Annotated in this window: 17 protein-coding genes; 14 read left to right on the top strand and 3 right to left on the bottom strand. The window is 65.2% G+C overall.

Annotated elements, in window-relative coordinates; genetic code table 11:
- Window positions 1-8: 8 nt before the first annotated feature.
- Together ubiG and ompA are read right to left on the bottom strand one after the other, a co-directional pair.
- On the bottom strand, window positions 9-710 hold the full coding sequence (gene ubiG, locus C1O66_RS22480) for a bifunctional 2-polyprenyl-6-hydroxyphenol methylase/3-demethylubiquinol 3-O-methyltransferase UbiG (RefSeq protein ID WP_394341048.1): 702 nt from the start codon (window positions 708-710) through the stop codon (window positions 9-11).
- Window positions 711-844: 134 nt separating this feature from the next.
- Window positions 845-1495, bottom strand: a complete 651-nt coding sequence (gene ompA / locus C1O66_RS22475) for an outer membrane protein OmpA (RefSeq protein ID WP_102770226.1) — start codon at window positions 1493-1495, stop codon at window positions 845-847.
- 263 nt (window positions 1496-1758) lie between these two features.
- Here ompA and gyrA point away from each other — a divergent pair, with 263 nt between their 5' ends.
- The 13 genes from gyrA to C1O66_RS22410 all read left to right on the top strand — a co-directional run bounded on the left by gyrA (window position 1759) and on the right by C1O66_RS22410 (window position 17234).
- A complete protein-coding gene (gene gyrA, locus C1O66_RS22470) occupies window positions 1759-4437 on the top strand; it encodes a DNA gyrase subunit A (protein WP_102770446.1) in 2679 nt (892 codons plus the stop codon).
- A gap of 2 nt (window positions 4438-4439) precedes the next feature.
- On the top strand, window positions 4440-5057 hold the full coding sequence (locus tag C1O66_RS22465) for a DUF2059 domain-containing protein (RefSeq protein WP_223696556.1): 618 nt from the start codon (window positions 4440-4442) through the stop codon (window positions 5055-5057).
- Between the two features lie 146 nt (window positions 5058-5203).
- Window positions 5204-6334, top strand: a complete 1131-nt coding sequence (serC, locus tag C1O66_RS22460) for a 3-phosphoserine/phosphohydroxythreonine transaminase (protein ID WP_102770225.1) — start codon at window positions 5204-5206, stop codon at window positions 6332-6334.
- Window positions 6327-7433 (top strand): prephenate dehydratase, encoded by a 1107-nt coding sequence (gene pheA, locus C1O66_RS22455; RefSeq protein ID WP_102770224.1) that lies wholly within the window; start codon window positions 6327-6329, stop codon window positions 7431-7433. Before serC ends, pheA begins: the two co-directional genes overlap by 8 nt.
- Before the next feature lie 14 nt (window positions 7434-7447).
- Window positions 7448-8326 (top strand): prephenate dehydrogenase, encoded by an 879-nt coding sequence (locus C1O66_RS22450; RefSeq protein WP_102770223.1) that lies wholly within the window; start codon window positions 7448-7450, stop codon window positions 8324-8326.
- Window positions 8327-8377: 51 nt separating this feature from the next.
- A complete protein-coding gene (locus C1O66_RS22445) occupies window positions 8378-10405 on the top strand; it encodes a bifunctional 3-phosphoshikimate 1-carboxyvinyltransferase/cytidylate kinase (protein ID WP_102770222.1) in 2028 nt (675 codons plus the stop codon).
- Window positions 10406-10561: 156 nt separating this feature from the next.
- Window positions 10562-12268, top strand: a complete 1707-nt coding sequence (rpsA, locus tag C1O66_RS22440; RefSeq protein ID WP_102770221.1) for a 30S ribosomal protein S1 — start codon at window positions 10562-10564, stop codon at window positions 12266-12268.
- A 236-nt stretch (window positions 12269-12504) separates the two neighbouring features.
- Window positions 12505-12825, top strand: coding sequence for an integration host factor subunit beta (locus C1O66_RS22435; protein ID WP_102770220.1), 321 nt, complete (start codon window positions 12505-12507; stop codon window positions 12823-12825).
- A 98-nt stretch (window positions 12826-12923) separates the two neighbouring features.
- Window positions 12924-13232, top strand: coding sequence for a LapA family protein (locus C1O66_RS22430; RefSeq protein ID WP_102770219.1), 309 nt, complete (start codon window positions 12924-12926; stop codon window positions 13230-13232).
- Entirely contained in the window at window positions 13222-14379 is a 1158-nt protein-coding gene (gene lapB, locus C1O66_RS22425; protein WP_102770218.1) for a lipopolysaccharide assembly protein LapB, read from the top strand. The genes C1O66_RS22430 and lapB overlap by 11 nt, the downstream gene beginning before the upstream one ends.
- Window positions 14380-14491: 112 nt before the next feature.
- Window positions 14492-15214 (top strand): glycosyltransferase, encoded by a 723-nt coding sequence (locus C1O66_RS22420; RefSeq protein ID WP_102770217.1) that lies wholly within the window; start codon window positions 14492-14494, stop codon window positions 15212-15214.
- The gene (locus C1O66_RS22415) at window positions 15211-16185 is read left to right on the top strand and encodes a glycosyltransferase family 32 protein (RefSeq protein WP_102770216.1); all 975 of its coding nucleotides are present in this window, start codon (window positions 15211-15213) and stop codon (window positions 16183-16185) included. Before C1O66_RS22420 ends, C1O66_RS22415 begins: the two co-directional genes overlap by 4 nt.
- Complete coding sequence (locus C1O66_RS22410; RefSeq protein ID WP_102770215.1) at window positions 16182-17234, top strand: glycosyltransferase family 2 protein; 1053 nt, start codon at window positions 16182-16184, stop codon at window positions 17232-17234. The genes C1O66_RS22415 and C1O66_RS22410 overlap by 4 nt, the downstream gene beginning before the upstream one ends.
- On the opposite strand, the gene C1O66_RS22405 is transcribed toward C1O66_RS22410, so the two are convergent.
- Entirely contained in the window at window positions 17224-18378 is a 1155-nt protein-coding gene (locus C1O66_RS22405) for a glycosyltransferase (RefSeq protein WP_102770214.1), read from the bottom strand. The two genes, C1O66_RS22410 and C1O66_RS22405, sit on opposite strands and share 11 nt — an antisense overlap.
- Window positions 18379-18416: 38 nt before the next feature.
- Here C1O66_RS22405 and msbA point away from each other — a divergent pair, with 38 nt between their 5' ends.
- Entirely contained in the window at window positions 18417-20204 is a 1788-nt protein-coding gene (gene msbA, locus C1O66_RS22400) for a lipid A export permease/ATP-binding protein MsbA (protein WP_102770213.1), read from the top strand.
- Window positions 20205-20206: the final 2 nt, after the last annotated feature.

The raw sequence follows: 20206 nt of genomic DNA, 5'->3' as shown, positions 1-20206 counted from the left end.
GACACTGCTCATGAGGGCTTGCGGCAGGCCAGCATGTAATTGACGCTGGTATCGGCACTCAAGCTGTAGCGCTGATGGATCGGGTTGTAGCCCAAGCCACGGCTGGCCTGCAGATCCAAGCCCGCATTGCGGCAGAACTGCGCCAATTCCGAGGGGCGCAAGAAGCGCGCGTATTCATGAGTGCCGGCGGGCAGCATCTTGAGCACGTACTCTGCGCCCACAATCGCTTGCAAAAATGACTTGGCATTGCGGTTGAGGGTGGACAAAAACACCCAGCCGCCAGGCTTGACCAGATCCGCACAAGCCTGGACCACGGAAGCCGGGTCGGGCACATGCTCCAGCATTTCCATGCAGGTCACCACATCAAAACTGGCCGGCCGCTCCATGGCCAAGGCCTCCACCGCAATCTCGCGGTAGTCGACGCCCTCAGTTCCCGCCTCCATCGCATGCAACTGCGCCACTTTGAGCGCCTTGGTGGCGAGGTCGATACCCAGCGCCTTGGCACCTCGGCGCGCCATGGAATCGGTCAGGATGCCACCGCCGCAGCCCACGTCCAGCACCTGTTTGCCGGCCAGGGGGCAATAGGACGAGATCCAATCCAGGCGCAGCGGGTTGATCTGATGGAGCGGCTTGAATTCACTTTCGGTGTCCCACCAATGGTGGGCGAGGTCACCAAACTTGGCGAGCTCTTGAGGGTCAGCATTGATCATGGCGCGGATGGTAGCAACAAAGATTCACCAGCTCGGCGAAAGGCTCAAGCCACGCCGGCATAAAAAAAACCCCGCAGGAGCCGAAGCCGTGCGGGGTTGATTTGAGAGGGCGCGCAGCGCGCCCGACTCAGGACTTACTTGTTGCGGGTACCGACCACTTCGATCTCCACGCGGCGGTTCTTGGCGCGGCCTTCGGCGGTCTTGTTGTCGGCCACAGGCGACTTCTCGCCCTTGCCTTCGGTGTACACGCGGTTCTTTTCAGCGCCCTTGCTCACCAGATAGGCCTTGACGGCTTCAGCACGAGCCACCGACAGCTTCTGATTGTAAGCATCCGAACCCACCGAGTCGGTGTGACCGACGGCGATGATGACTTCCAGGTTCACACCCTTGGTCTTGCCGTACAGATCGTCCAGCTTAGCCTTGGCTTCGGGCTTCAGCACAGCCTTGTCGAAGTCAAAGAATGCATCAGCAGCGTAAGTCACCTTTTCGCTGACCGGCTTCGGCGGCACCACGGCGGGCTTCGGTGCCGGTGGCGGGGTCACAGGAGCGGCAGCTTTCGGGGCAGGAGCCGGCTCAGCCTTGGGAGCGGGCTTCAGTGCGCCGTCGCATTCCTTGGCGGCGGTGGCCGGGGTCCAGTTGGCATCGCGCCAGCAGTGTTCGTTGCTACCGTTCTTCCACACGGTGCCATCGGTGGCGCGCCAGTTGTCGACGGTCTGCGCCATTGCGCCAGACGCAGCGAAAGCGGCGACGGCGAAGAGCGATGCCACGCGGTTCAATTTCTTCATGAATTCTCCTCTCAAGGAATGCCGCAGTTGCACTGCGAGTGCCCAGTACTTGAACAAAAACCTCAAAGATACCCTGATACGGGTTTCTCCTAGGGACTCATCGATTGTGCCATAGGGCACCGATAGCGCCGTATTGTGGCGGCCTCCTATGCCGGGTCAGTGACGAATGTTGCAAAGGTGCTACAGCCGCAGGCCTTTAGAATCGGCGGCTTCTGTCCTCAACGATGCAGGCCCATCTCAACCATGGAGCCGCGCACAAGCGCATGACCCAGTTCGCCAAGGAAACATTGCCGATCAGCCTCGAAGAGGAGATGCGGCGTTCATATCTCGATTACGCGATGAGCGTGATCGTGGGGCGCGCCCTGCCCGATGCACGGGACGGCCTCAAGCCCGTGCACCGGCGCGTGCTGTTCGCCATGCACGAACTCAACAACGATTGGAACCGGCCTTACAAGAAGTCGGCCCGTATCGTTGGCGATGTGATCGGTAAATACCACCCGCACGGTGACACTGCGGTGTACGACACCATCGTCCGCTTGGCGCAGGACTTTTCCATGCGCCATATGCTGGTCGACGGCCAAGGCAATTTCGGTTCGGTGGACGGCGACAACGCCGCAGCCATGCGTTACACCGAAATCCGCCTGGACAAAATCGCCCACGAAATGCTGGCCGATATCGACAAGGAAACCGTCGATTTCGGGCCCAACTATGACGGCTCGGAAAAAGAACCCCTGGTTCTGCCCAACCGCATTCCGAATTTGCTGGTCAATGGCTCGACCGGTATTGCCGTGGGCATGGCCACCAATATTCCGCCGCACAACCTCAACGAGGTGGTGGATGCCTGCCTGCACACGCTGAAAAACCCGGAAGCGACCATCGACGAGCTGATGGAGATCATTCCGGCGCCCGACTTCCCGACCGCCGGCATCATCTACGGTCTGTCCGGCGCTCGCGACGGCTACCGCACCGGCCGCGGCAAGGTGGTGATGCGCGCCAAGGTCCACTTCGAGGACATCGACCGCGGCAACCGCCAGGCCATCATCGTTGACGAGATCCCGTATCAAGTTAACAAGAAGACCCTGCTCGAGCGCATTGCCGAGCTGGTGCACGAAAAGAAGATCGAAGGCATCAGCCACATCCAGGACGAGAGCGACAAGTCCGGCATGCGCGTGGTGATCGAGCTCAAGCGCGGTGAAGTGCCCGAAGTGGTGCTGAACAATCTGTACAAGCAGACGCAGCTGCAAGACACCTTCGGCATGAATATGGTGGCGCTGATCGACGGTCAGCCCAAGCTGTGCAATCTGAAGGACCTGATCACGGTCTTCCTGGAGCACCGCCGCGAAGTCGTCACACGCCGCACCATCTTCAGCCTGCGCAAGGCGCGTGAGCGCGGCCATGTACTGGAAGGCCTGGCCGTGGCTCTGGCCAATATCGATGAGTTCATCGAGACCATCAAGACCTCGCCGACGCCGCCGGTCGCCAAGGCGGCGCTGATGGCCAAGAGCTGGGATTCCTCGCTGGTGCGCGAGATGCTGTCGCGTGCCGAGGGCGACACGCCCGGCGGCCGCAACGCCTTCCGCCCCGAGGGCCTGCCGACCATGTATGGCATGCAGGATGACGGCCTGTACCGCCTCTCGGACGACCAAGCCAGCGAAATTCTGCAGATGCGTCTGCAGCGCCTGACCGGCCTCGAGCAGGACAAGATCGTCGGCGAATACAAGGATGTGATGGCCCAGATCGCTGATCTGCTGGACATCCTGGCCAAGCCCGCGCGCGTCACCGCCATCATCAGCGAAGAGCTGGTGCAGGTCCGCCAGGAGTTCGGCCAGACCAAGGTCGGCGCACGTCGCAGCACCATCGAGCACAACGCCCAGGAACTGGGCACCGAAGACCTGATCACGCCCACCGACATGGTGGTGACGCTCTCGCACACTGGCTACATCAAGAGCCAGGCCCTGAGCGAATACCGCGCGCAAAAGCGCGGCGGTCGCGGCAAGCAGGCCACGCAGACCAAGGATGACGACTGGATCGACCAGCTCTTCATCGCCAACACCCACGACTGGATCCTGTGCTTCAGCAACCGCGGCCGCGTCTACTGGCTCAAGGTCTGGGAAGTGCCGCAGGGCTCGCGCGCCTCTCGCGGCAAGCCCATCGTCAACATGTTCCCGCTGCAGCAGGACGAAAAGATCACCGTGGTGCTGCCGCTGACCGGTGAGTTCCGGGTCTTCCCCGAAGATCACTTCATCTTCATGGCCACCGCCATGGGCACAGTCAAGAAGACCTCGTTGAAGGACTTCAGCAACCCGCGCAAGGCCGGCATCATCGCCGTGGACCTGGACGAAGGCGACCACCTGATCGGCGCCGCGCTGACCGACGGCAAGCACGATGTGATGCTGTTCAGCGATGGCGGCAAGGCCGTACGCTTTGACGAAGACGATGTGCGCCCGATGGGCCGCACCGCCCGCGGCGTACGCGGCATGATGCTGGAGCCCGAGCAGCGCCTGATCGCCATGCTGGTGGCCGAAGACGAAAACCAGAGCGTGCTGACCGCCACCGAAAACGGCTACGGCAAACGCACCGCCATCGTCGAGTACACCCGCCATGGCCGCGGCACCAAGGGCATGATCGCGATCCAGCAAAGCGAGCGCAATGGCCGTGTAGTGGCCGCCACCCTGGTGCGCCCGGACGACGAAATCATGCTGATCACCGACCGCGGCGTGCTGGTGCGCACCCGGGTGTCGGAGATCCGTGAACTGGGCCGCGCCACGCAAGGTGTGACCCTGATTGCCCTGGACGACGGCAGCAAGCTCTCCGGCTTGCAGCGCATCGTGGAAAACGATGCAGTTGACAACAGCAACTCCGATGCCAGCTCCAACCCCGAAGACGGCGACTCCACCGGCGCCGACGACGCCGCCGCCAGCGACGACTCCACCAAGGAATAAGCTTGAACTCCAAGTCCATCAAGACCCTGAAGGCCATCCAGGCCGTGGCTGCCGCAGCCGCCCTGCTCGTCGGCACCGGCCTGAGCCACGCGCAGAGCGCGCCGGCAGCGGCCTCGTCGCCCGCCAAGAAGGAACTGATTGCCAAGTTGCTGCAAGTGCAGCAACCCGGCATCGAGAACCTGTCCCGCGCGGTGCTGCAAGGCCCGCTGGGCAATCTGATGCAAGGCGCCGGTGCCGCCCTGCAGCAACTGCCGCCCGAAAAGCGCGAAGCGACCGCCAAGTCGATCGAAGCCGAAGTCAAGAAGTTTGCCGAGGAGAACGGCCCGATGCTGCGTGACCGCGCCATCAAGCTGGCCCCCAGCACCATCGGCACCATGCTGGACGAACGCTTCACGGAAGACGAACTCAAGCAGCTGCTGGCCTGGCTGGAGTCCCCCGTGAACAAGAAGTTCAGCCAGATGGGCGGCGAAATGCAAAAAGCGCTGACCGAAAAGCTGATGGCCGATACCGGCAACACGCTGGACACCCGCTACAAAGCCTTGCAGCAAAGCGTGGCCAAGCAGTTGGGTATTCCGGCCCGACCCGCTTCGGCACCGACCGCGCCAGCACCGAAGAAGTAATCAAGCTGACTGGCAAGGCCGCCAAGGTCCGACGCAATAGGCGCATCAGCGCGCCCGACGCCGGCCTTGGCAACAGGCCAACTGGCCCCGCCGCGCCAGCTCCGCCACCCGATTTCGCTGTTGTTGACCCGACCAGGCCTGATCCGATGAGCTCCCGCCCGTTCAATTTTTCCGCCGGCCCGGCCGCCCTGCCCGAAGCCGTGCTGCAGCAAGTGGCCGGCGAGATGCTGGACTGGCACGGCTCCGGCATGAGCGTGATGGAGATGAGTCATCGCGGCCGCGAGTTCACCGAGATCGCCGAGACCGCGGAGCGCGATCTGCGCGAGCTGCTGCAAGTCCCCAGCCACTTCCGCATCCTGTTCATGCAAGGCGGCGGCCTGGCCGAGAACGCCATCGTGCCCATGAATCTGGCCGGTCGCCAGGGCCTGGGCAAGGTGGACGCGGTGGTCAGCGGCTCCTGGTCCAAGAAAAGCGCCCAGGAAGCGCGGCGTTATGCCGATGTACAGATTGCTGCCGACAGCGGCCCGGGCGGCTACCGCAGCCTGCCCTCACCCAGCAGCTGGCAGCTGCGCCGCGATGCGGCCTATGTGCACATCTGCTCCAACGAAACGATTGACGGGCTGGAGTTCCACGAGCTGCCCGATCTGCTTGCGCTCGGCAGCGAGGCGCCGCTGGTGGTCGATTGCTCCTCCCATGTGCTTTCCCGCACCATTGACTGGTCGCGCGTCGGTCTGGCCTTTGCCGGCGCGCAGAAGAACATCGGTCCGGCCGGCCTGACCCTGGTGTTTGTGCGCGAAGACCTGCTGGGCCATGCCATGGCCATCTGCCCCTCGGCCTTCGATTACAAGACCGTGGCCGAGGCGAACTCCATGTACAACACGCCGCCGACCTTTGGCATCTACGTGGCCGGCCTGGTGTTCCAGTGGCTCAAGGCCTTCCGCCACGGCGAGCAGAGCGGCGTGGCGGCCATCGAACAGCGCAATATCGAGAAGGCCGCCCTGCTCTACGCAGCGCTCGATGCCTCTTCGGTGTTTGAAACCCGCGTGGCGGCCGAGTGCCGCTCGCGCATGAATGTCCCGTTTTACCTGCGCGGCGCGTACGACACGCCGCAGCTGAACGAATCCTTCCTGAACGGTGCGAAGGCGCGAAACCTGCTGCAGCTCAAAGGCCACAAGTCGGTGGGCGGCATGCGGGCATCGATTTACAACGCCATGCCCTTGGAGGGCGTGCAAGCCCTGGTGGCTTACCTGAAGGATTTCGAGGCTCAATATGGCTGATACGGACGGCAGCACCCCGCTGCCCGAACTGGGCACTCTGCGTCAGCAGATCGACGCGCTGGACCAGCAACTGCTGGACCTGCTGAACCGCCGCGCCCGCGTGGCCGAACAGGTGGGCGAGGTCAAGCGCCGCGAAGGCTCGCCCTTCTTCCGCCCCGACCGTGTGGCGCAGGTGATCGAGAAGATCCGCCAGGCCAACCGGGGCCCGCTGAAAGACGAGCACGTCAGCGCCATCTGGCGTGAAATCATGTCGGCCTGCCTGGCCCTGGAATCACCGCAGCGCGTGGCCGTGCTGGGGCCGTTTGGCACCTTCTGCGAACAAGCTGCCATCGAGTACTTCGGCGGCGCGGCCGACCTGATCTACTGCAACAGCTTCGACGAAGTCTTCCATGCCACCGCCTCGGGCAGCGCCCAGTACGGCGTGGTCGGCGTGGAGAACATGACCGAGGGCGTGGTCACCCGCTCGTTGGACCTGTTCCTGCACACCCCCACCCATGTGGTCGGCGAGGTCAGCCTGCTGATCCGCCACAACCTGCTGCGCAAGGACAACAGCCTGCAGGACATCGAGGCCGTGCTGGCCCATCCGCAAGCCCTGGCCCAGTGCCAGAACTGGCTGAACAAGCACCTGCCGAACGCCGAGCGCCGCGCCGTCTCCAGCAATGCAGAAGGAGCTCGACTCGCGGCCACCAACCCGGCCTATGCCGCCATCGCCAGCGAACGCGCATCCACCCTGTTTGGCCTGCACATCGTGGCGCACGCGGTGCAGGACGAGGCCTACAACCGCACCCGCTTTGCCGTCATCACCCTGCCGCAGACCATGGCCACGCCGCCGGCCACCGGCCGCGACTGCACCAGCCTGATCGTCTCGGTGCCCAACCGCCCTGGCGCCATGCACGACCTGCTGGTGCCGCTGAAGACCCACGGCGTGTCAATGACACGCCTGGAATCGCGCCCGGCCCGCACCGGCCAGTGGGACTACTACTTCTACATCGATCTCGACGGCCACCCGTCCGAGCCCCATGTGGCCGCGGCTTTGACCGAGCTGCGCGAGTCCTGCGCCTTCTTCAAGGTCATCGGCGCCTACCCCTTGAAGGCCTGAGGGAGCCAGCACCCATGTTCAACCAACTCGGCGTGATCGGCTGCGGCCTGATGGGCGGCTCCTTTGCCCTGGCCATGAAAAAAGCCGGCCTGGTCAAGCATGTGGTGGGCTACAGCAAATCGCCCTCCACCACCGAGATGGCCAAGCGCCTGGGCGTGATCGACCAGGTGGCCGAGTCGGCCCTGCTGGCCGTTTCGGGCGCTGACATCGTGCTGCTGGCCGTGCCGGTCTCGGCCACCGAGACCACCCTCAAAGCCATCCGCCATCTGATCAGCCCCAAGGTCCTGCTGATGGATGTGGGCTCGACCAAATGCGATGTGGTCAGTGCCGCGCAGCAGGCCCTGGGCAAGCACATCGATTCCTTTGTGCCGGCACACCCGATCACCGGCAAGGAATCGGGCGGGGTGCAGAACGCCGATGCCAATCTGTACCAGGACTGCCAGGTCATCCTGACGCCGCTGCCGCAAACCCGGCCGGCCCTGGTGCAAAAAGCCACCGATGTCTGGTCGGCCCTGGGTGCGCAGGTGCTCAAGATGACGCCGCAGAACCACGACGCGGCCTTCGCTGCCGTCAGCCATCTGCCGCATCTGCTGGCTTTCGCGTTTTTCCAGTCGGTGGCGGCCCAACCGGCCGGCCGCGACTACCTCAGCCTGGCTGGCCCAGGTTTCCGCGATTTCACCCGCATCGCCGCCAGCGAACCCACGGTCTGGCGCGACATCCTCATGGCCAACAAGGCCGAGGTGCTGGTGCAATCGCAGCGCTTCCGTCAGGCGCTCGACGCGCTGGAAGCGCTGCTCAAGAATGACGACGCCGCCGCGCTGGAAGCCCGCATCCGTCTGATTTCGGATGCCCGCAGCCAGTGGCAATTGGCCGCGCCGCGCCCTCCCAAGTAATCGGCTGGCCCGCGTCGCGGGCGGCCCCACCGCTTTTCTCGTCCGTCCGCCATGTACAAGATCCCTTTCCTCGACCTGCCGCCACTGCGCAGTGCCGCCGGCACCGTGCGCCTGCCGGGCTCCAAGAGCATCTCCAACCGCGTGCTGCTGCTGGCCGGCCTGTCCGAGGGCACGACCGAAGTCCACGACCTGCTGGACAGCGACGACACCGCCGTCATGCTCGATTCGCTCAAAGCCTTGGGCTGCCGCCTGGAGACCTCGGACCACGGTGTGCTGCAGGTCACCGGCATCGGTGGTCAGCTGAAGGTCGACGCCGCCCAGCTCTTCCTCGGCAATGCCGGCACCGCCATGCGGCCGCTGACCGCCGCCCTGGCCCTGCTGGCCGCCACGCAAGGCGGCAGCTTCGAGCTGAGCGGCGTGGCGCGCATGCACGAGCGCCCGATTGGCGACCTGGTCGATGCCCTGCGTGCGCGCGGCTGCCAGATCGAATGCCTGGGCCAGGAAGGCTACCCGCCGCTGCGCCTGAGCGGGCCTTCGGCCCTGGACTTCAGCGCGCCGGTGCAGGTGCGCGGTGATGTGTCCAGCCAGTTCCTGACCGCCCTGCTGCTGGCCCTGCCCCTGGTGGCGCAGCAGCAGCCCATCGTCATCGAGGTGCTCGGTGAGCTGATCTCCAAACCCTACATCCACATCACGCTGGAACTGCTCAAACGTTTCGGCATCGCCGTCGAGCGCGAGGGCTGGCAGCGCTTCACGATTCCCGCCGGCAGCCGCTATCGCTCGCCCGGCGCGGTGCATGTCGAGGGCGATGCATCCTCGGCCTCCTACTTTGTGGCGCTCGGGGCTTTGGCCGCCACCGAGGCGCCGCTGCGCATCGAAGGCGTCGGCAGCGCCTCGCTGCAAGGCGATGTGCGCTTTGTCGAGGCGGCGCAAGCCATGGGTGCGCGCGTGGAAGCCGGGCCCAATTGGCTGGAAGTGCGCCGGGGCAGCTGGCCGCTGCGCGGCATCGAGCTCGATTGCAACCACATCCCCGACGCGGCCATGACCCTGGCGGTGATGGCGCTGTACGCCGACTCGCCGACCACCCTGCGCAATATCGCCAGCTGGCGGGTCAAAGAAACCGACCGCATCGCCGCCATGGCCACCGAGCTGCGCAAGCTGGGCGCCACAGTGGAAGAAGGCCCGGACTGGCTGCGCGTGCAGCCGCTGCAGAGCTGGCAGGCCGCCGCCATCCACACCTACGACGACCACCGCGTGGCCATGTGCTTTTCGCTGGCCGCCTTCAACGGCCTGGTGGTCGGCAAGACCACGCCCTCGGTGCCAGTGCGCATTCTGGAGCCGCACTGCGTGGCCAAAACTTTTCCGGACTATTTCGAAACCCTGTTCAGCGTGGCCAAGGCGCGCAGCAAGGACATCCCGGTCATCTGCATCGACGGCCCCACCGCCTCGGGCAAGGGCACGCTGGCCGATGAGGTGGCGCAGGCCCTGGGTTATGTGGTGCTGGACTCAGGCATGCTGTACCGCGCCAGCGGCCTGGCCGCCCAGCGGGCCGGCGCCGATCTGGACGACGGCCAGGCCGTGGCCGCCATCGCCGCACGCCTGGACCTGCACTTCAGCCGTGGGCGCGTGCTGCTGGGCGACGACGACATCACCGACGCCCTGCGCCTGGAAACCACCGGTCTGCTCGCCTCCAAGGTGGCGGCGCACTCCGAGGTGCGCCACGCCCTGCATCAGCTGCAGCTGGACTACCGCCGCCTGCCCGGCCTGGTGGCCGATGGCCGCGACATGGGCACGGCCATCTTCCCCGACGCACCACTCAAGGTTTTCCTGACCGCCAGCGCCGCCACGCGGGCCGAGCGGCGCTACAAGCAATTGATTTCCAAGGGAATTTCGGCTAGCATCGCGGGCTTGCGTCAAGATTTGGAGGCGCGTGACTTGCAGGACAAATCCCGCAAGGCCTCGCCTTTAGCCCCTGCCGCAGATGCGCGCGAGCTCGACAACTCGGCCCTGTCCATTGAGGAATCAAAGGATCTGGTGCTGGATTGGTGGGCCCAAGCGGGGTCGTTTGCAGACCAGCGTTGATCCGCAAACGACTCATGTCCACGCCGGACCGGTCTTCCCTTCCGAACGTCAGTTCATCAAGACCGGTCTTGTCTACAACCTAACCCGCGAAGCCGCAAGGCCCAGCACCCATCGTCCGCCGGTCAAACGCCTTGATCCGCTGGCACAGGAAACACCATGTCCCAAACCCAAACCGCATCTTTCGGCGAATCGTTCGCCTCCATGTTCGAGGAATCGCTGCAGCGCTCTGACCTGCGCGCCGGCGAAGTCATCTCCGCCGAAGTGGTGCGTGTGGAACACAGCTTTGTGGTTGTGAACGCAGGCCTCAAGTCCGAAGCCTACGTGCCCATCGAAGAATTCAAGAACGACCAGGGCGAGCTGGAAGTTCAAATCGGCGACTTCGTCTCCGTGGCGATCGACGCCATCGAAAACGGCTACGGCGACACCATCCTGTCGCGCGACAAGGCCAAGCGTCTGGCCTCGTGGCTGTCGCTGGAAACCGCACTGGAGTCGGGCGACTTCGTGACCGGCACCGTGTCGGGCAAGGTCAAGGGCGGCCTGACCGTGCTGGTCAACGGCATCCGCGCCTTCCTGCCGGGTTCCCTGCTGGACACCCGTCCGGTCAAGGACATGAGCCCGTACGAAGGCAAGACCATGGAGTTCAAGGTCATCAAGCTGGACCGCAAGCGCAACAACGTCGTGCTGTCGCGCCGTGCTGTGGTCGAAGCTTCGATGGGCGAAGAGCGCGCCAAGCTGCTGGAAACGCTGGCCGAAGGCGCCATCGTTCAGGGCGTGGTCAAGAACATCACCGAATACGGTGCCTTCGTGGACCTGGGCGGTATCGACGGCCTGCTGCACATCACCGACATGGCATGGCGCCGCGTCCGTCACCCGAGCGAAGTGGTCACCGTCGGTCAGGAACTGACCGCCAAGATCCTGAAGTTCGATGCTGAGAAGAACCGCGTTTCGCTGGGTCTGAAGCAGCTGGGCGACGATCCGTGGTTCGGCGTGGCTCGCCGCTACCCGACCAGCACCCGTCTGTTCGGCAAGATCACCAACATCGCTGACTACGGCGCGTTCGTGGAAATCGAGCCGGGCATCGAAGGTCTGGTGCACGTGTCCGAAATGGACTGGACCAACAAGAACATTGCACCTTCGAAGCTGGTCACCCTGGGTGACGAAGTCGAAGTCATGGTCCTGGAAATCGACGAAGACAAGCGTCGCATCTCCCTGGGCATGAAGCAGTGCAAGGCCAATCCTTGGGAAGATTTCGCTGAAACCGTCAAGCGCGGCGACCGCGTCAAGGGTCCGGTCAAGTCGATCACCGACTTCGGCGTGTTCGTGGGCCTGGCCCAAGGCATCGACGGTCTGGTGCACCTGTCCGACCTGTCGTGGAACGAAACCGGCGAAGCTGCTGTGCGCAACTTCAAGAAGGGCCAGGAAGTCGAAGCCCTGGTGCTGGCCGTGGACGTCGAGCGCGAACGCATCTCCCTGGGCATCAAGCAGCTGGACAGCGACCCGTTCACGACCTACACCACGGTCAATGACCGCGGCCAGATCGTGACCGGCAAGGTCAAGACTGTGGACGCCCGTGGCGCCGAGATCGAGCTGGCTGACGAAGTGCTGGGCTACCTGCGCGCTTCCGAAATCAGCCGCGACCGCGTCGAAGACGCCCGCAATGTGCTGAAGGAAGGCGACGAAGTCTCCGCCCTGATCATCAATGTGGATCGCAAGACCCGCAACATCCAGCTGTCGGTCAAGGCCAAGGACAACGCCGACAACCAAGAAGCCATGCAGCGCCTGTCGGCCTCGGCCGAGCGTGAAAACGCTGGCACGACCAGCCTGGGCGCCCTGCTCCGCGCCAAGCTGGATAACCAAGGCTGAGACCGGACATGAGTCCCGGAAGGGACTCATGCCTGTCGAAGGCCAATTCGCAATACCAGCGAAATGGCTGAGCTCGCACACAAACTCCGGAAGGAGTCTGTGGCTAGCGAAGGCCAAGTCGCGATACCAGCGATTTGGCTGAGACCGCAAAGCCTCAACACCCAAAAGGCCCGCCCTCCGCAAGGAGCGCGGGCCTTTTTTATGAGAACCCCTGAGCCCACTGGACCCCGCATCCCATGACCCGATCCGACCTCGTTGCCCTGCTGGCCGACCGCTTTGGCCAGCTGACCCAGCGCGACACCGAGTTCGCCGTCAAGACCATTCTGGACGCCATGTCCGACGCCCTGGCGCGCGGCCACCGCATCGAGATTCGCGGCTTCGGCAGCTTCCAGGTCAACCGCCGTCCGCCCCGCATGGGCCGCAACCCACGCAGCGGTGAGCAGGTGCTGATCCCCGAAAAGCTGGTGCCGCATTTCAAGCCCGGCAAGGCCTTGCGCGAGGCGGTGGACGCCAACAGCTCGGCAGCCGCCGACTACGCCGCAGCCGCCAAGGTCTGAGTACCCCATGGACCTGCGGCGGGCGCCCTCTCGCGCCGCCACAGTGTCTCGCGCCAGCAGCGTGGCTGCCCGCGGCCACACACTAGAATCATCGCTCCATGCGAATCCTTGTCTGGCTCCTGCGGGCCTTCCTCTTCTTCACGCTTTTCGCCTTCGCGCTGAACAACAGCCAGGAGAGCGTCGTGCGCTGGTTCTTCGGCCACGAATGGCGTGCCCCTCTGGTGATCATCGTGCTGCTGGCTTTTGGCCTCGGCTGCGCCGTGGGCGTGCTGGCCATGGTGCCGGCCTGGTGGAAGCACCGCCGCGTGGCCAAGCGCATCGCTCCAAACCCCGATGGCAGCACCCCGCCGGCCAGCGCTGCCCCCAACGACCCTTTGAACGGCCCCGCCCTGCACGATGGAATTTGACTTTCGCTGGCTTCTTTGGGTCCTGCCGATCGCCTTCGCGCTGGGTTGGCTGGCCTCCAAACTGGACACCCGCCAGTGGAAACGTGAGCAGCGCGACGCGCCCAAGGCCTATTTCAAAGGCCTGAATCTGCTGCTGAACGAGCAGCAGGACAAAGCCATCGACGCCTTCATCGAGGCCGTCCAGAACGACCCCGACACCACCGAGCTGCACTTCGCCCTGGGCAATCTGTTCCGCCGCCGCGGCGAGTACGAGCGCGCGGTGCGCGTGCACCAGCACCTCTTGCAACGCGGCGACCTGCCGCGGGCCGAGCGCGAACGCGCGCAGTCGGCCCTGGCGCAGGATTTCTTCAAAGCCGGCTTGTTCGACCGCGCCGAGGCGGCCTACCTCGCCCTGCGCGGCACGCCCTACGAAAACGAGGCGCAGCTGGCCCTGCTCTCGCTGTTCGAGCGTTCGCGCGACTGGCGCCGCGCCGTCGAAGTGGCGCGTGAGCTGGAGCGCAGCGGCACCGCCTCCTTCTCCGCTCGGATTGCCCATTACCTCTGCGAACTGGCCCTGGCCGCACAGGCCCAGCAAGACCTGCTTGAAGCCGGTCGCCTGCTCGATGAAGCACGCCAGCAATCCCCGCAGTCGGCACGCGCCCATGTGCTGCGCGGCCAGATGCTGGCCCGCGCCGGCCAGCACGAAGCCGCCATGGCTGCCTACGCCGAGCTGCTGACGCTCAACCCCGAGGCCTTCAATCTCGTGGCACGGGACTACGCCGATGCGGCCCTGGCCCAGGGCCAGCCGGACACGCGCTCACGCGCGCTGGCGGCGCTGAGCGCCCAGTACCAGCGGGCGCCCGGCATGCATCTGCTGGCGGCCATCGCCAAGCTGGACCCTGATGGCCCGGCCCAGCGCCAGCGCCTGCAAGAGCATCTGCGCGAGCAAGGCAATCTCTCGGCCGCGCGCGGCCTGCTGCAACAATCCCACAGCCAGCTCAGCGAGGACGAAGCCCAGCTCGTCAACACCGCGCTGGAGCGCGCCGCGCGCCCCTTGCAGCGCTACCGCTGTGCCGCCTGCGGCTTTGAAGCCCAGCACTACTTCTGGCAATGCCCGGGCTGCCTCAATTGGGACACCTACCCGCCGCGCCACGTCGAAGAGTTATGACCCACCCCCTACCGGCTTCGCCGGCCCCCTCAAGGGGGCGCACCCGACGGCCCGGCCAAGCCGGTTCCGTGGGTGCCGCTCGGGAATACAGAAGAGTTGCAAAGTCGCTCCAATGAGAATCGTCATCTGCATGAAATGGGGCACCAAGTACGGCCCCGAATACGTCAACCGGCTCTACGCCATGGTGCGGCGCCACCTCAAGGGCGAATTCAACTTCGTCTGCCTGACGGACCGCAGCGAAGGCATCCGCGCCGAGGTGCAATGCCTACCCATCCCCGAGCTGACACTTCCCAATGGCGAGCCCGAGCGCGGCTGGAAGAAGCTGACCACCTTCGAGGCTGACCTGCATGGGCTCAAGGGCACGGCCCTGTTCCTCGACCTCGATGTGGTGATCGTCGATGACATCACGCCCTTCTTCGAGGTGCCGGGCGAGTTCCTGATCATCCACGACTGGAAGCGCCCCTGGCGCATCACCGGCAACTCCTCGGTCTACCGCTTCGAGCTGGGCGCGCATGCCGATGTGCTGCAGCAGTTCCGCGAGAACCAGGCTCAAGCCAAGGCCGATTTCCGCAACGAACAAGCCTTCTTGACTGCCGTTCTGCACAAGCAGGGCAAGGTCCGCTACTGGGATGCCAGCTGGTGTGCCAGCTACAAATACCACTGCATCCCCTTCTGGCCGAGCAGCTACTGGCGCGAGCCCTTCATCCCGCACGGCGCGCGCATCCTGATCTTCCACGGCGTGATGAACCCGCCGGACGCCCAGGAAGGCCGCACCAATGGCAACTGGCGCCACGCCAAGCCAGCGCCCTGGATCGCCCAGCATTGGCGGGAATGAGCAGCCTGCAATGGATGGGCCTGGCCGTTGGCCTGAGCCTGCTGCTGGCTCTGGGCCTGGCGCTGCGCGAACTGCTGCGCGTGCTGCGCGCCCAGGCACCGCTGCAGGTGCGGCAGCAATTGATTGGCGCGGACGCACAGCCCTCGCGAGCGCGTATCCCCAAGATCATCTGGACCTATTGGAACGAGGACCAGCCTCCGCCGTTGATCCAGCAGTGCCTGGCCAACTGGCAGCGCCTGGCGCCCGACCATGAGTTGCGCCTGCTGAAGCGATCCACGCTGGAGCGCTGGTTTCCGGCCTCGGCGCTGGGCGCCTGCTTTGACGCCCTGCCCGCCTACCGCCAGGCAGACTGGCTGCGCATCCAGTTGCTGGCCCGTCATGGCGGCATCTGGATGGATGCCTCCACACTGTTGAGCCAGAACCTGGATTGGGTGCACCAAGCTCAACAAGCGCAGCAATCCGAGTTCGTCGGTTTCTACATCGATCGATACAGCAACCGCCCCGAGCTGCCTTTGATCGAAAACTGGTTCTTGGCGGCCGTGCCCGGCAGCGGCTTTGCCAAGGCCTGGGCACAAGCCCTGGACCATGCCTTGCAGATCGGTGCCGAAACCTTGCTGCAATCGCTGCAAGACCAGGGACGCTTCGAACGTGTGGTGCAAGACCTGACCCCTGACTTTCAGCGCTACTTGCTGATGCACGTGGCCGTGGCGGACTTGCTGGACCGTGAGCCGCAGCGCTTCCGCCTCGCCCTGTTGTGCGCCGAGGATTCGGCCTACGCCCTGCATGCAGCCCTGGGTTGGCGTAAGCGTCATCTCTACGCCCGCCTGGCCCTGACCCCCTGCCCCGCCCGACTACCTGCCTTGATCAAGCTTCGGGGCCCTGACCGCCGGGTTCTCGAACAAGGCTTGGCGCGACGACCTGTCCTGCCCTCCAGCGCCCTGGCGCAACTGATGCCAGCGAGCCCACCATGAACCCGGCTCAATCCACACCCAGTTCCGGCACAAATCCCTGGCTCAGCATCCTGATCCCGGTCTACAACGTCGAGGCCTACCTCGGCGAGTGCATGAACTCGGTGCTCTCGCAAGAACTGAACGGGGTTGAAATCCTGCTGCTCGATGACGCCTCCAGCGACGGCTCGGCGCAATTGATGGAAGCGCTGGCGGCGCAATCGCCTCATCCGCTGCGCCTGCTCCGCCATGAGCGCAACCGCGGCCTCAGCGCCGCACGCAACAGCTTGCTCGAAGCCAGCCAGGGAGCCTACCTTTGGTTCCTCGATTCCGACGACTTGCTGATGCCCGGGGCGCTCGCGGCATTGGCCGGCCAGATTCGCGAACTGCAAAGCCCGGATCTGGTTCTGGTCGATTTCCGGGTGCTGCGCGAACGGGAACGGCTCAAGCACCGCTTGCGCGGTGAATTGCACCGCCGGACTTTCGCAGGCCCTCCCGCCCAGCGTCTGCAAGACCGTGGCGCCTTGCTCGAAGGGGTATTCCGCCAAGGTTTGCTGCACAGCTGGAGCAAGATCGCGAAGCGCGAGATCTGGGGCAGCGATCTCCGTTTCCCCGAAGGCCGCTACTTTGAAGACATGTACACCACGCCTGAGCTCCTGCTGCGCTGCCGCAGCTACAGCCACCTGCCACGGGTGTGCGTCGCCTATCGACAACGCGAAGGCAGCATCCTGGCCAGCATGAACACCCGCAAGGTGCAGGACATGATGGGCGCCCTGGTCGGCCTGCCCCAACGCTTGCGTGCTGCAGGCGTGCACCACGAAGGCGGCGAACAGGCCCTGGCACAGTACGCCGCACGAACCTTTGTCACGGCCTGCCGTTTTGCACAGCGCAGCCGTGAGCTCAGCGACAAGGCACGCTCACATCTGTTGCGTGACTATCGGGCCGATTTCGAGCGCAGTTCGCCGCTGGCGCCGCAGCAGCTGCTGCGCGCCTGCTGGCGACGCGGCTGGTTTTGGCGAGGCCTGCGGCTGGCCCACTGGTTGCGGCAGGCCGGCACCCACTTCACCGGCTGAGCTGCGCCGCCAAGCTGCGAAACAGCGCGGCATAGCGTTGCCGCATCAAATCCAGGCCATGCTCCTGCAAGGCCCGCTCTCGTGCGGCCCGACCGAGGCGGGCGCCGAAGTCCTCGTCTTCCAGCACCTTTTGCAAGGCGTCGGCCAGAGCCTGGGCATCGTTCTCAGGCACCAAGAGCCCCGTGTGCCCTGACTGCAAAACCTCGCTGACACCGGCCACATCAGAGGCGACGCAGGCGCAGCCTGCAGCCATGCCCTCCACCAGAGCCAGGGGCATGCCTTCGTAATGCGTGGCAAGCACACAGATGCGCTGGCTCATCAGCAATTCCGGCATGCCCGCGTGATGCCCGAGAAATTGCACCTGATCACGTAAACCCAGGCGCGCGGCCTCGGCCTCGGCACGGCGTCGATAGCCGGGCTTGCCGCTGCCGGCCAGCAGCAGCGAGGGACGCAAGCCGCGCGCCTTCAAAAGCGCCAGAGCCCGCAAGAGCGTCAGGTGATCTTTCTGACGCGCGAAGCGCGCCGACATGACAATGCCTGGCTGCCGCTGTGCCCAATCGCGTTCGCCCGCCACAGCGAAGGGCGCGAGATTCACCCCGTTGGGAATGGCCTGGGTTTTTTCAGCTGGCATGCCGAGCTTCAAGAGCTGCTGCCGCACGCCCTCGGAGACGCCGACCAAGCGCGCGCTGTGCAGGCTCAGGCGACGCGCTTGCCAGAGCTTCCAGGGGCTGTAACGCTCGCGTGAGTTGTGCTCCACCTGAACCAGCAGGGGCACCCTTGCCCACCAGCCAGCCCAGCGGCCGAGCAGATGCTCGGGGAAACCATGCGCGACCAGCAGATGTGGCTGCCAGCGCTGGCACACACGCCACAACGCCCACAAGGTCGCGAGATGCGACCAGCCCGGCACCAGTTCCACATCCAGACCCCGATCTCGCAGCGCCTGAACCCGGGCCGCTTCGGTGCTGCGCTTGCTGCGCAAGACCAGCAAGGTCTGCATCCCGGCTTCCTGCGCGCCCGAGGCCGCCAGATCCACGGCCACCTGCGTGGCGCCTGAGAAACCGCCGGTGACGAAATGAAGCACGCGCAAGGGTGAACTGGTCGACGCTGGGCCTGTGGCGGATGCGGAACGGGGGGAATCGGTCATGCCCGGCAGTATAGGAACAGCGGCGACAATCCGAGGCTATGACCGCGCCTGTTCCCGAGCCCTCCTCCAGCACGCCGCCCGTTGAACCCGGCGACCTCGCCCCACAAACCGACCGTGAGATCGCGAAACGCCTGCGCCAGTTCGTGCGGCCCTACCGCGGCGGCCTGGCGCTGACCATCCTGGCCTATATCGGCGCCGCGGCCACCGAGCCGCTGATCCCGCAGCTGATCAAGTACGTGTTCGGCGATGGCTTTGCCCGCGATGCCTTCAGCGTCTGGTGGGTGCCGGTGACGCTGATCGGCCTGTTCGCGGTGCGCGGCCTATTCGGCTTCCTCGGCCAGTACCTGTTTCACTGGACGCTGAGCCGCAGCGTCATGGATTTCCGTGCCGCCCTGCTGGATGCCTTGCTCAAGGCCGATGCGCGCGTCTTCACCAGCCTGCAGCCGGGCACGGCGGTGACCAAGGTGGTCAACGATCCGCAGCAGATCCTCTCGCTGCTGGGCAACACCTTGATCACCGTGCTGCGCGACGGCCTGCCGGCCCTGGCCATGCTCGGCACCCTGCTCTACATGAACTGGCAGCTGACCCTGCTGGCCATGGTGGTGACGCCGCTGATGGCCGTGGTGGTGAAGAAGGTCAACCAGCGCGTGCGCGCCATGTCCAGCCGCAGCTACGAGGCCCAGCTGCAGCTGGTCAACAAGGTCGACGACATCACCCGCGCCTGGCGCGTGGTGCGCAGCTTCGATGCGGTCGAGCATGAGCGCAAGAGCTTTGCCGATCGCGCGCGCGAACTGCAGCGCAGCAGCCTCAAGGCGGTGGCCGCCGGCGCTTTGAGCCAGCCGCTGTCGCAGCTGATCGCCAGCGTCGGCCTGTCCCTGATCATCTGCGTGGCCCTGTTGCAGGCGCGCCAAGCCAACACCGGCGTGGGTGAGTTTGCCGCCTTCGTCACCGCCTTGCTGCTGCTGACCTCGCGCCTGCGCCACCTCAGCGATCTGGCCCAGCCCATCACCAATGCCCTGGTGATCGCGCGCGGCTGCCTGGAGCTGCTGGACATGCCAGCCGAGCCCGACCGTGGCCAGCGTGAGCTGCAGCAATGTCGCGGCGAGCTGCAGTTGAGCGAAGTTCGATTGCAATACCCGGGCAGCGAGCGCCCCGCGCTGGATGGGCTGAACCTGCACTTCTCACCGGGCCAGACCACCGCCCTGGTCGGATCCTCGGGCGCGGGCAAGAGCTCCATCATCCACCTGCTCCTGGGCTTCGGCACGCCCGACCAGGGTCAGGTCTTGCTCGACGGCGTGGACATCGCCGAGCTCAAGCGAGCCCATCTGCGCCGCCAGTTCGCCGTGGTCTCGCAAGACATCGTGCTGTTTGATGCCTCGGTGGCCGAGAACATTGCCTACGCCCAGCCGCGCGACCCGGCGCGGCTGGAGCAAGCCCTGCGCGCCGCCCATCTGTGGGACTTTGTGCAGCAGCTGCCCGAAGGCCTGGACACCCTCATCGGTGCCAACGGCAGCAAGCTCTCCGGCGGCCAGCGGCAGCGCCTGGCGATCGCCCGCGCGCTCTACCGCGACGCGCCGATCTGGGTCTTCGACGAAGCCACCTCGGCCCTGGACACTGAGAGCGAACGCGCCGTGCAGCAGGCGCTGGAGATGTGGCAGGGCCGCAAGACCCTGATCGTGATCGCCCACCGCCTGTCCACCATCCGCAGCGCCGACCAGATCCATGTCATGAGCCAGGGTCGCGTCAGCGAATCGGGCAGCCACGCCGAGCTGCTGGCCCGCGACGGCGCCTATGCCGCCATGGTGCGGGCACAGAACGGCGAGTGAAC

Source organism: Paucibacter aquatile (assembly GCF_002885975.1).
GTDB classification, from domain to species: domain Bacteria; phylum Pseudomonadota; class Gammaproteobacteria; order Burkholderiales; family Burkholderiaceae_C; genus Paucibacter_A; species Paucibacter_A aquatilis.
The sequence above is the reverse complement of the archived record's forward strand: the minus strand, read 5'-3'. Positions and strand labels throughout refer to the sequence as shown.

Excerpts from the sequence above, each read along its gene's own strand:
- C1O66_RS22415 (WP_102770216.1), top strand. The coding sequence starts at position 15,211 with ATGAGCAGCCTGCAATGGATGGGCCTGGCCGTTGGCCTGAGCCTGCTG.
- ubiG (WP_394341048.1), bottom strand. The coding sequence starts at position 710 with ATGATCAATGCTGACCCTCAAGAGCTCGCCAAGTTTGGTGACCTCGCC.
- C1O66_RS22410 (WP_102770215.1), top strand. The coding sequence starts at position 16,182 with ATGAACCCGGCTCAATCCACACCCAGTTCCGGCACAAATCCCTGGCTC.
- rpsA (WP_102770221.1), top strand. The coding sequence starts at position 10,562 with ATGTCCCAAACCCAAACCGCATCTTTCGGCGAATCGTTCGCCTCCATG.
- serC (WP_102770225.1), top strand. The coding sequence starts at position 5,204 with ATGAGCTCCCGCCCGTTCAATTTTTCCGCCGGCCCGGCCGCCCTGCCC.
- C1O66_RS22420 (WP_102770217.1), top strand. The coding sequence starts at position 14,492 with ATGAGAATCGTCATCTGCATGAAATGGGGCACCAAGTACGGCCCCGAA.
- C1O66_RS22450 (WP_102770223.1), top strand. The coding sequence starts at position 7,448 with ATGTTCAACCAACTCGGCGTGATCGGCTGCGGCCTGATGGGCGGCTCC.
- pheA (WP_102770224.1), top strand. The coding sequence starts at position 6,327 with ATGGCTGATACGGACGGCAGCACCCCGCTGCCCGAACTGGGCACTCTG.
- gyrA (WP_102770446.1), top strand. The coding sequence starts at position 1,759 with ATGACCCAGTTCGCCAAGGAAACATTGCCGATCAGCCTCGAAGAGGAG.
- lapB (WP_102770218.1), top strand. The coding sequence starts at position 13,222 with ATGGAATTTGACTTTCGCTGGCTTCTTTGGGTCCTGCCGATCGCCTTC.
- C1O66_RS22445 (WP_102770222.1), top strand. The coding sequence starts at position 8,378 with ATGTACAAGATCCCTTTCCTCGACCTGCCGCCACTGCGCAGTGCCGCC.
- C1O66_RS22435 (WP_102770220.1), top strand. The coding sequence starts at position 12,505 with ATGACCCGATCCGACCTCGTTGCCCTGCTGGCCGACCGCTTTGGCCAG.
- msbA (WP_102770213.1), top strand. The coding sequence starts at position 18,417 with ATGACCGCGCCTGTTCCCGAGCCCTCCTCCAGCACGCCGCCCGTTGAA.
- C1O66_RS22405 (WP_102770214.1), bottom strand. The coding sequence starts at position 18,378 with ATGACCGATTCCCCCCGTTCCGCATCCGCCACAGGCCCAGCGTCGACC.
- C1O66_RS22430 (WP_102770219.1), top strand. The coding sequence starts at position 12,924 with ATGCGAATCCTTGTCTGGCTCCTGCGGGCCTTCCTCTTCTTCACGCTT.
- ompA (WP_102770226.1), bottom strand. The coding sequence starts at position 1,495 with ATGAAGAAATTGAACCGCGTGGCATCGCTCTTCGCCGTCGCCGCTTTC.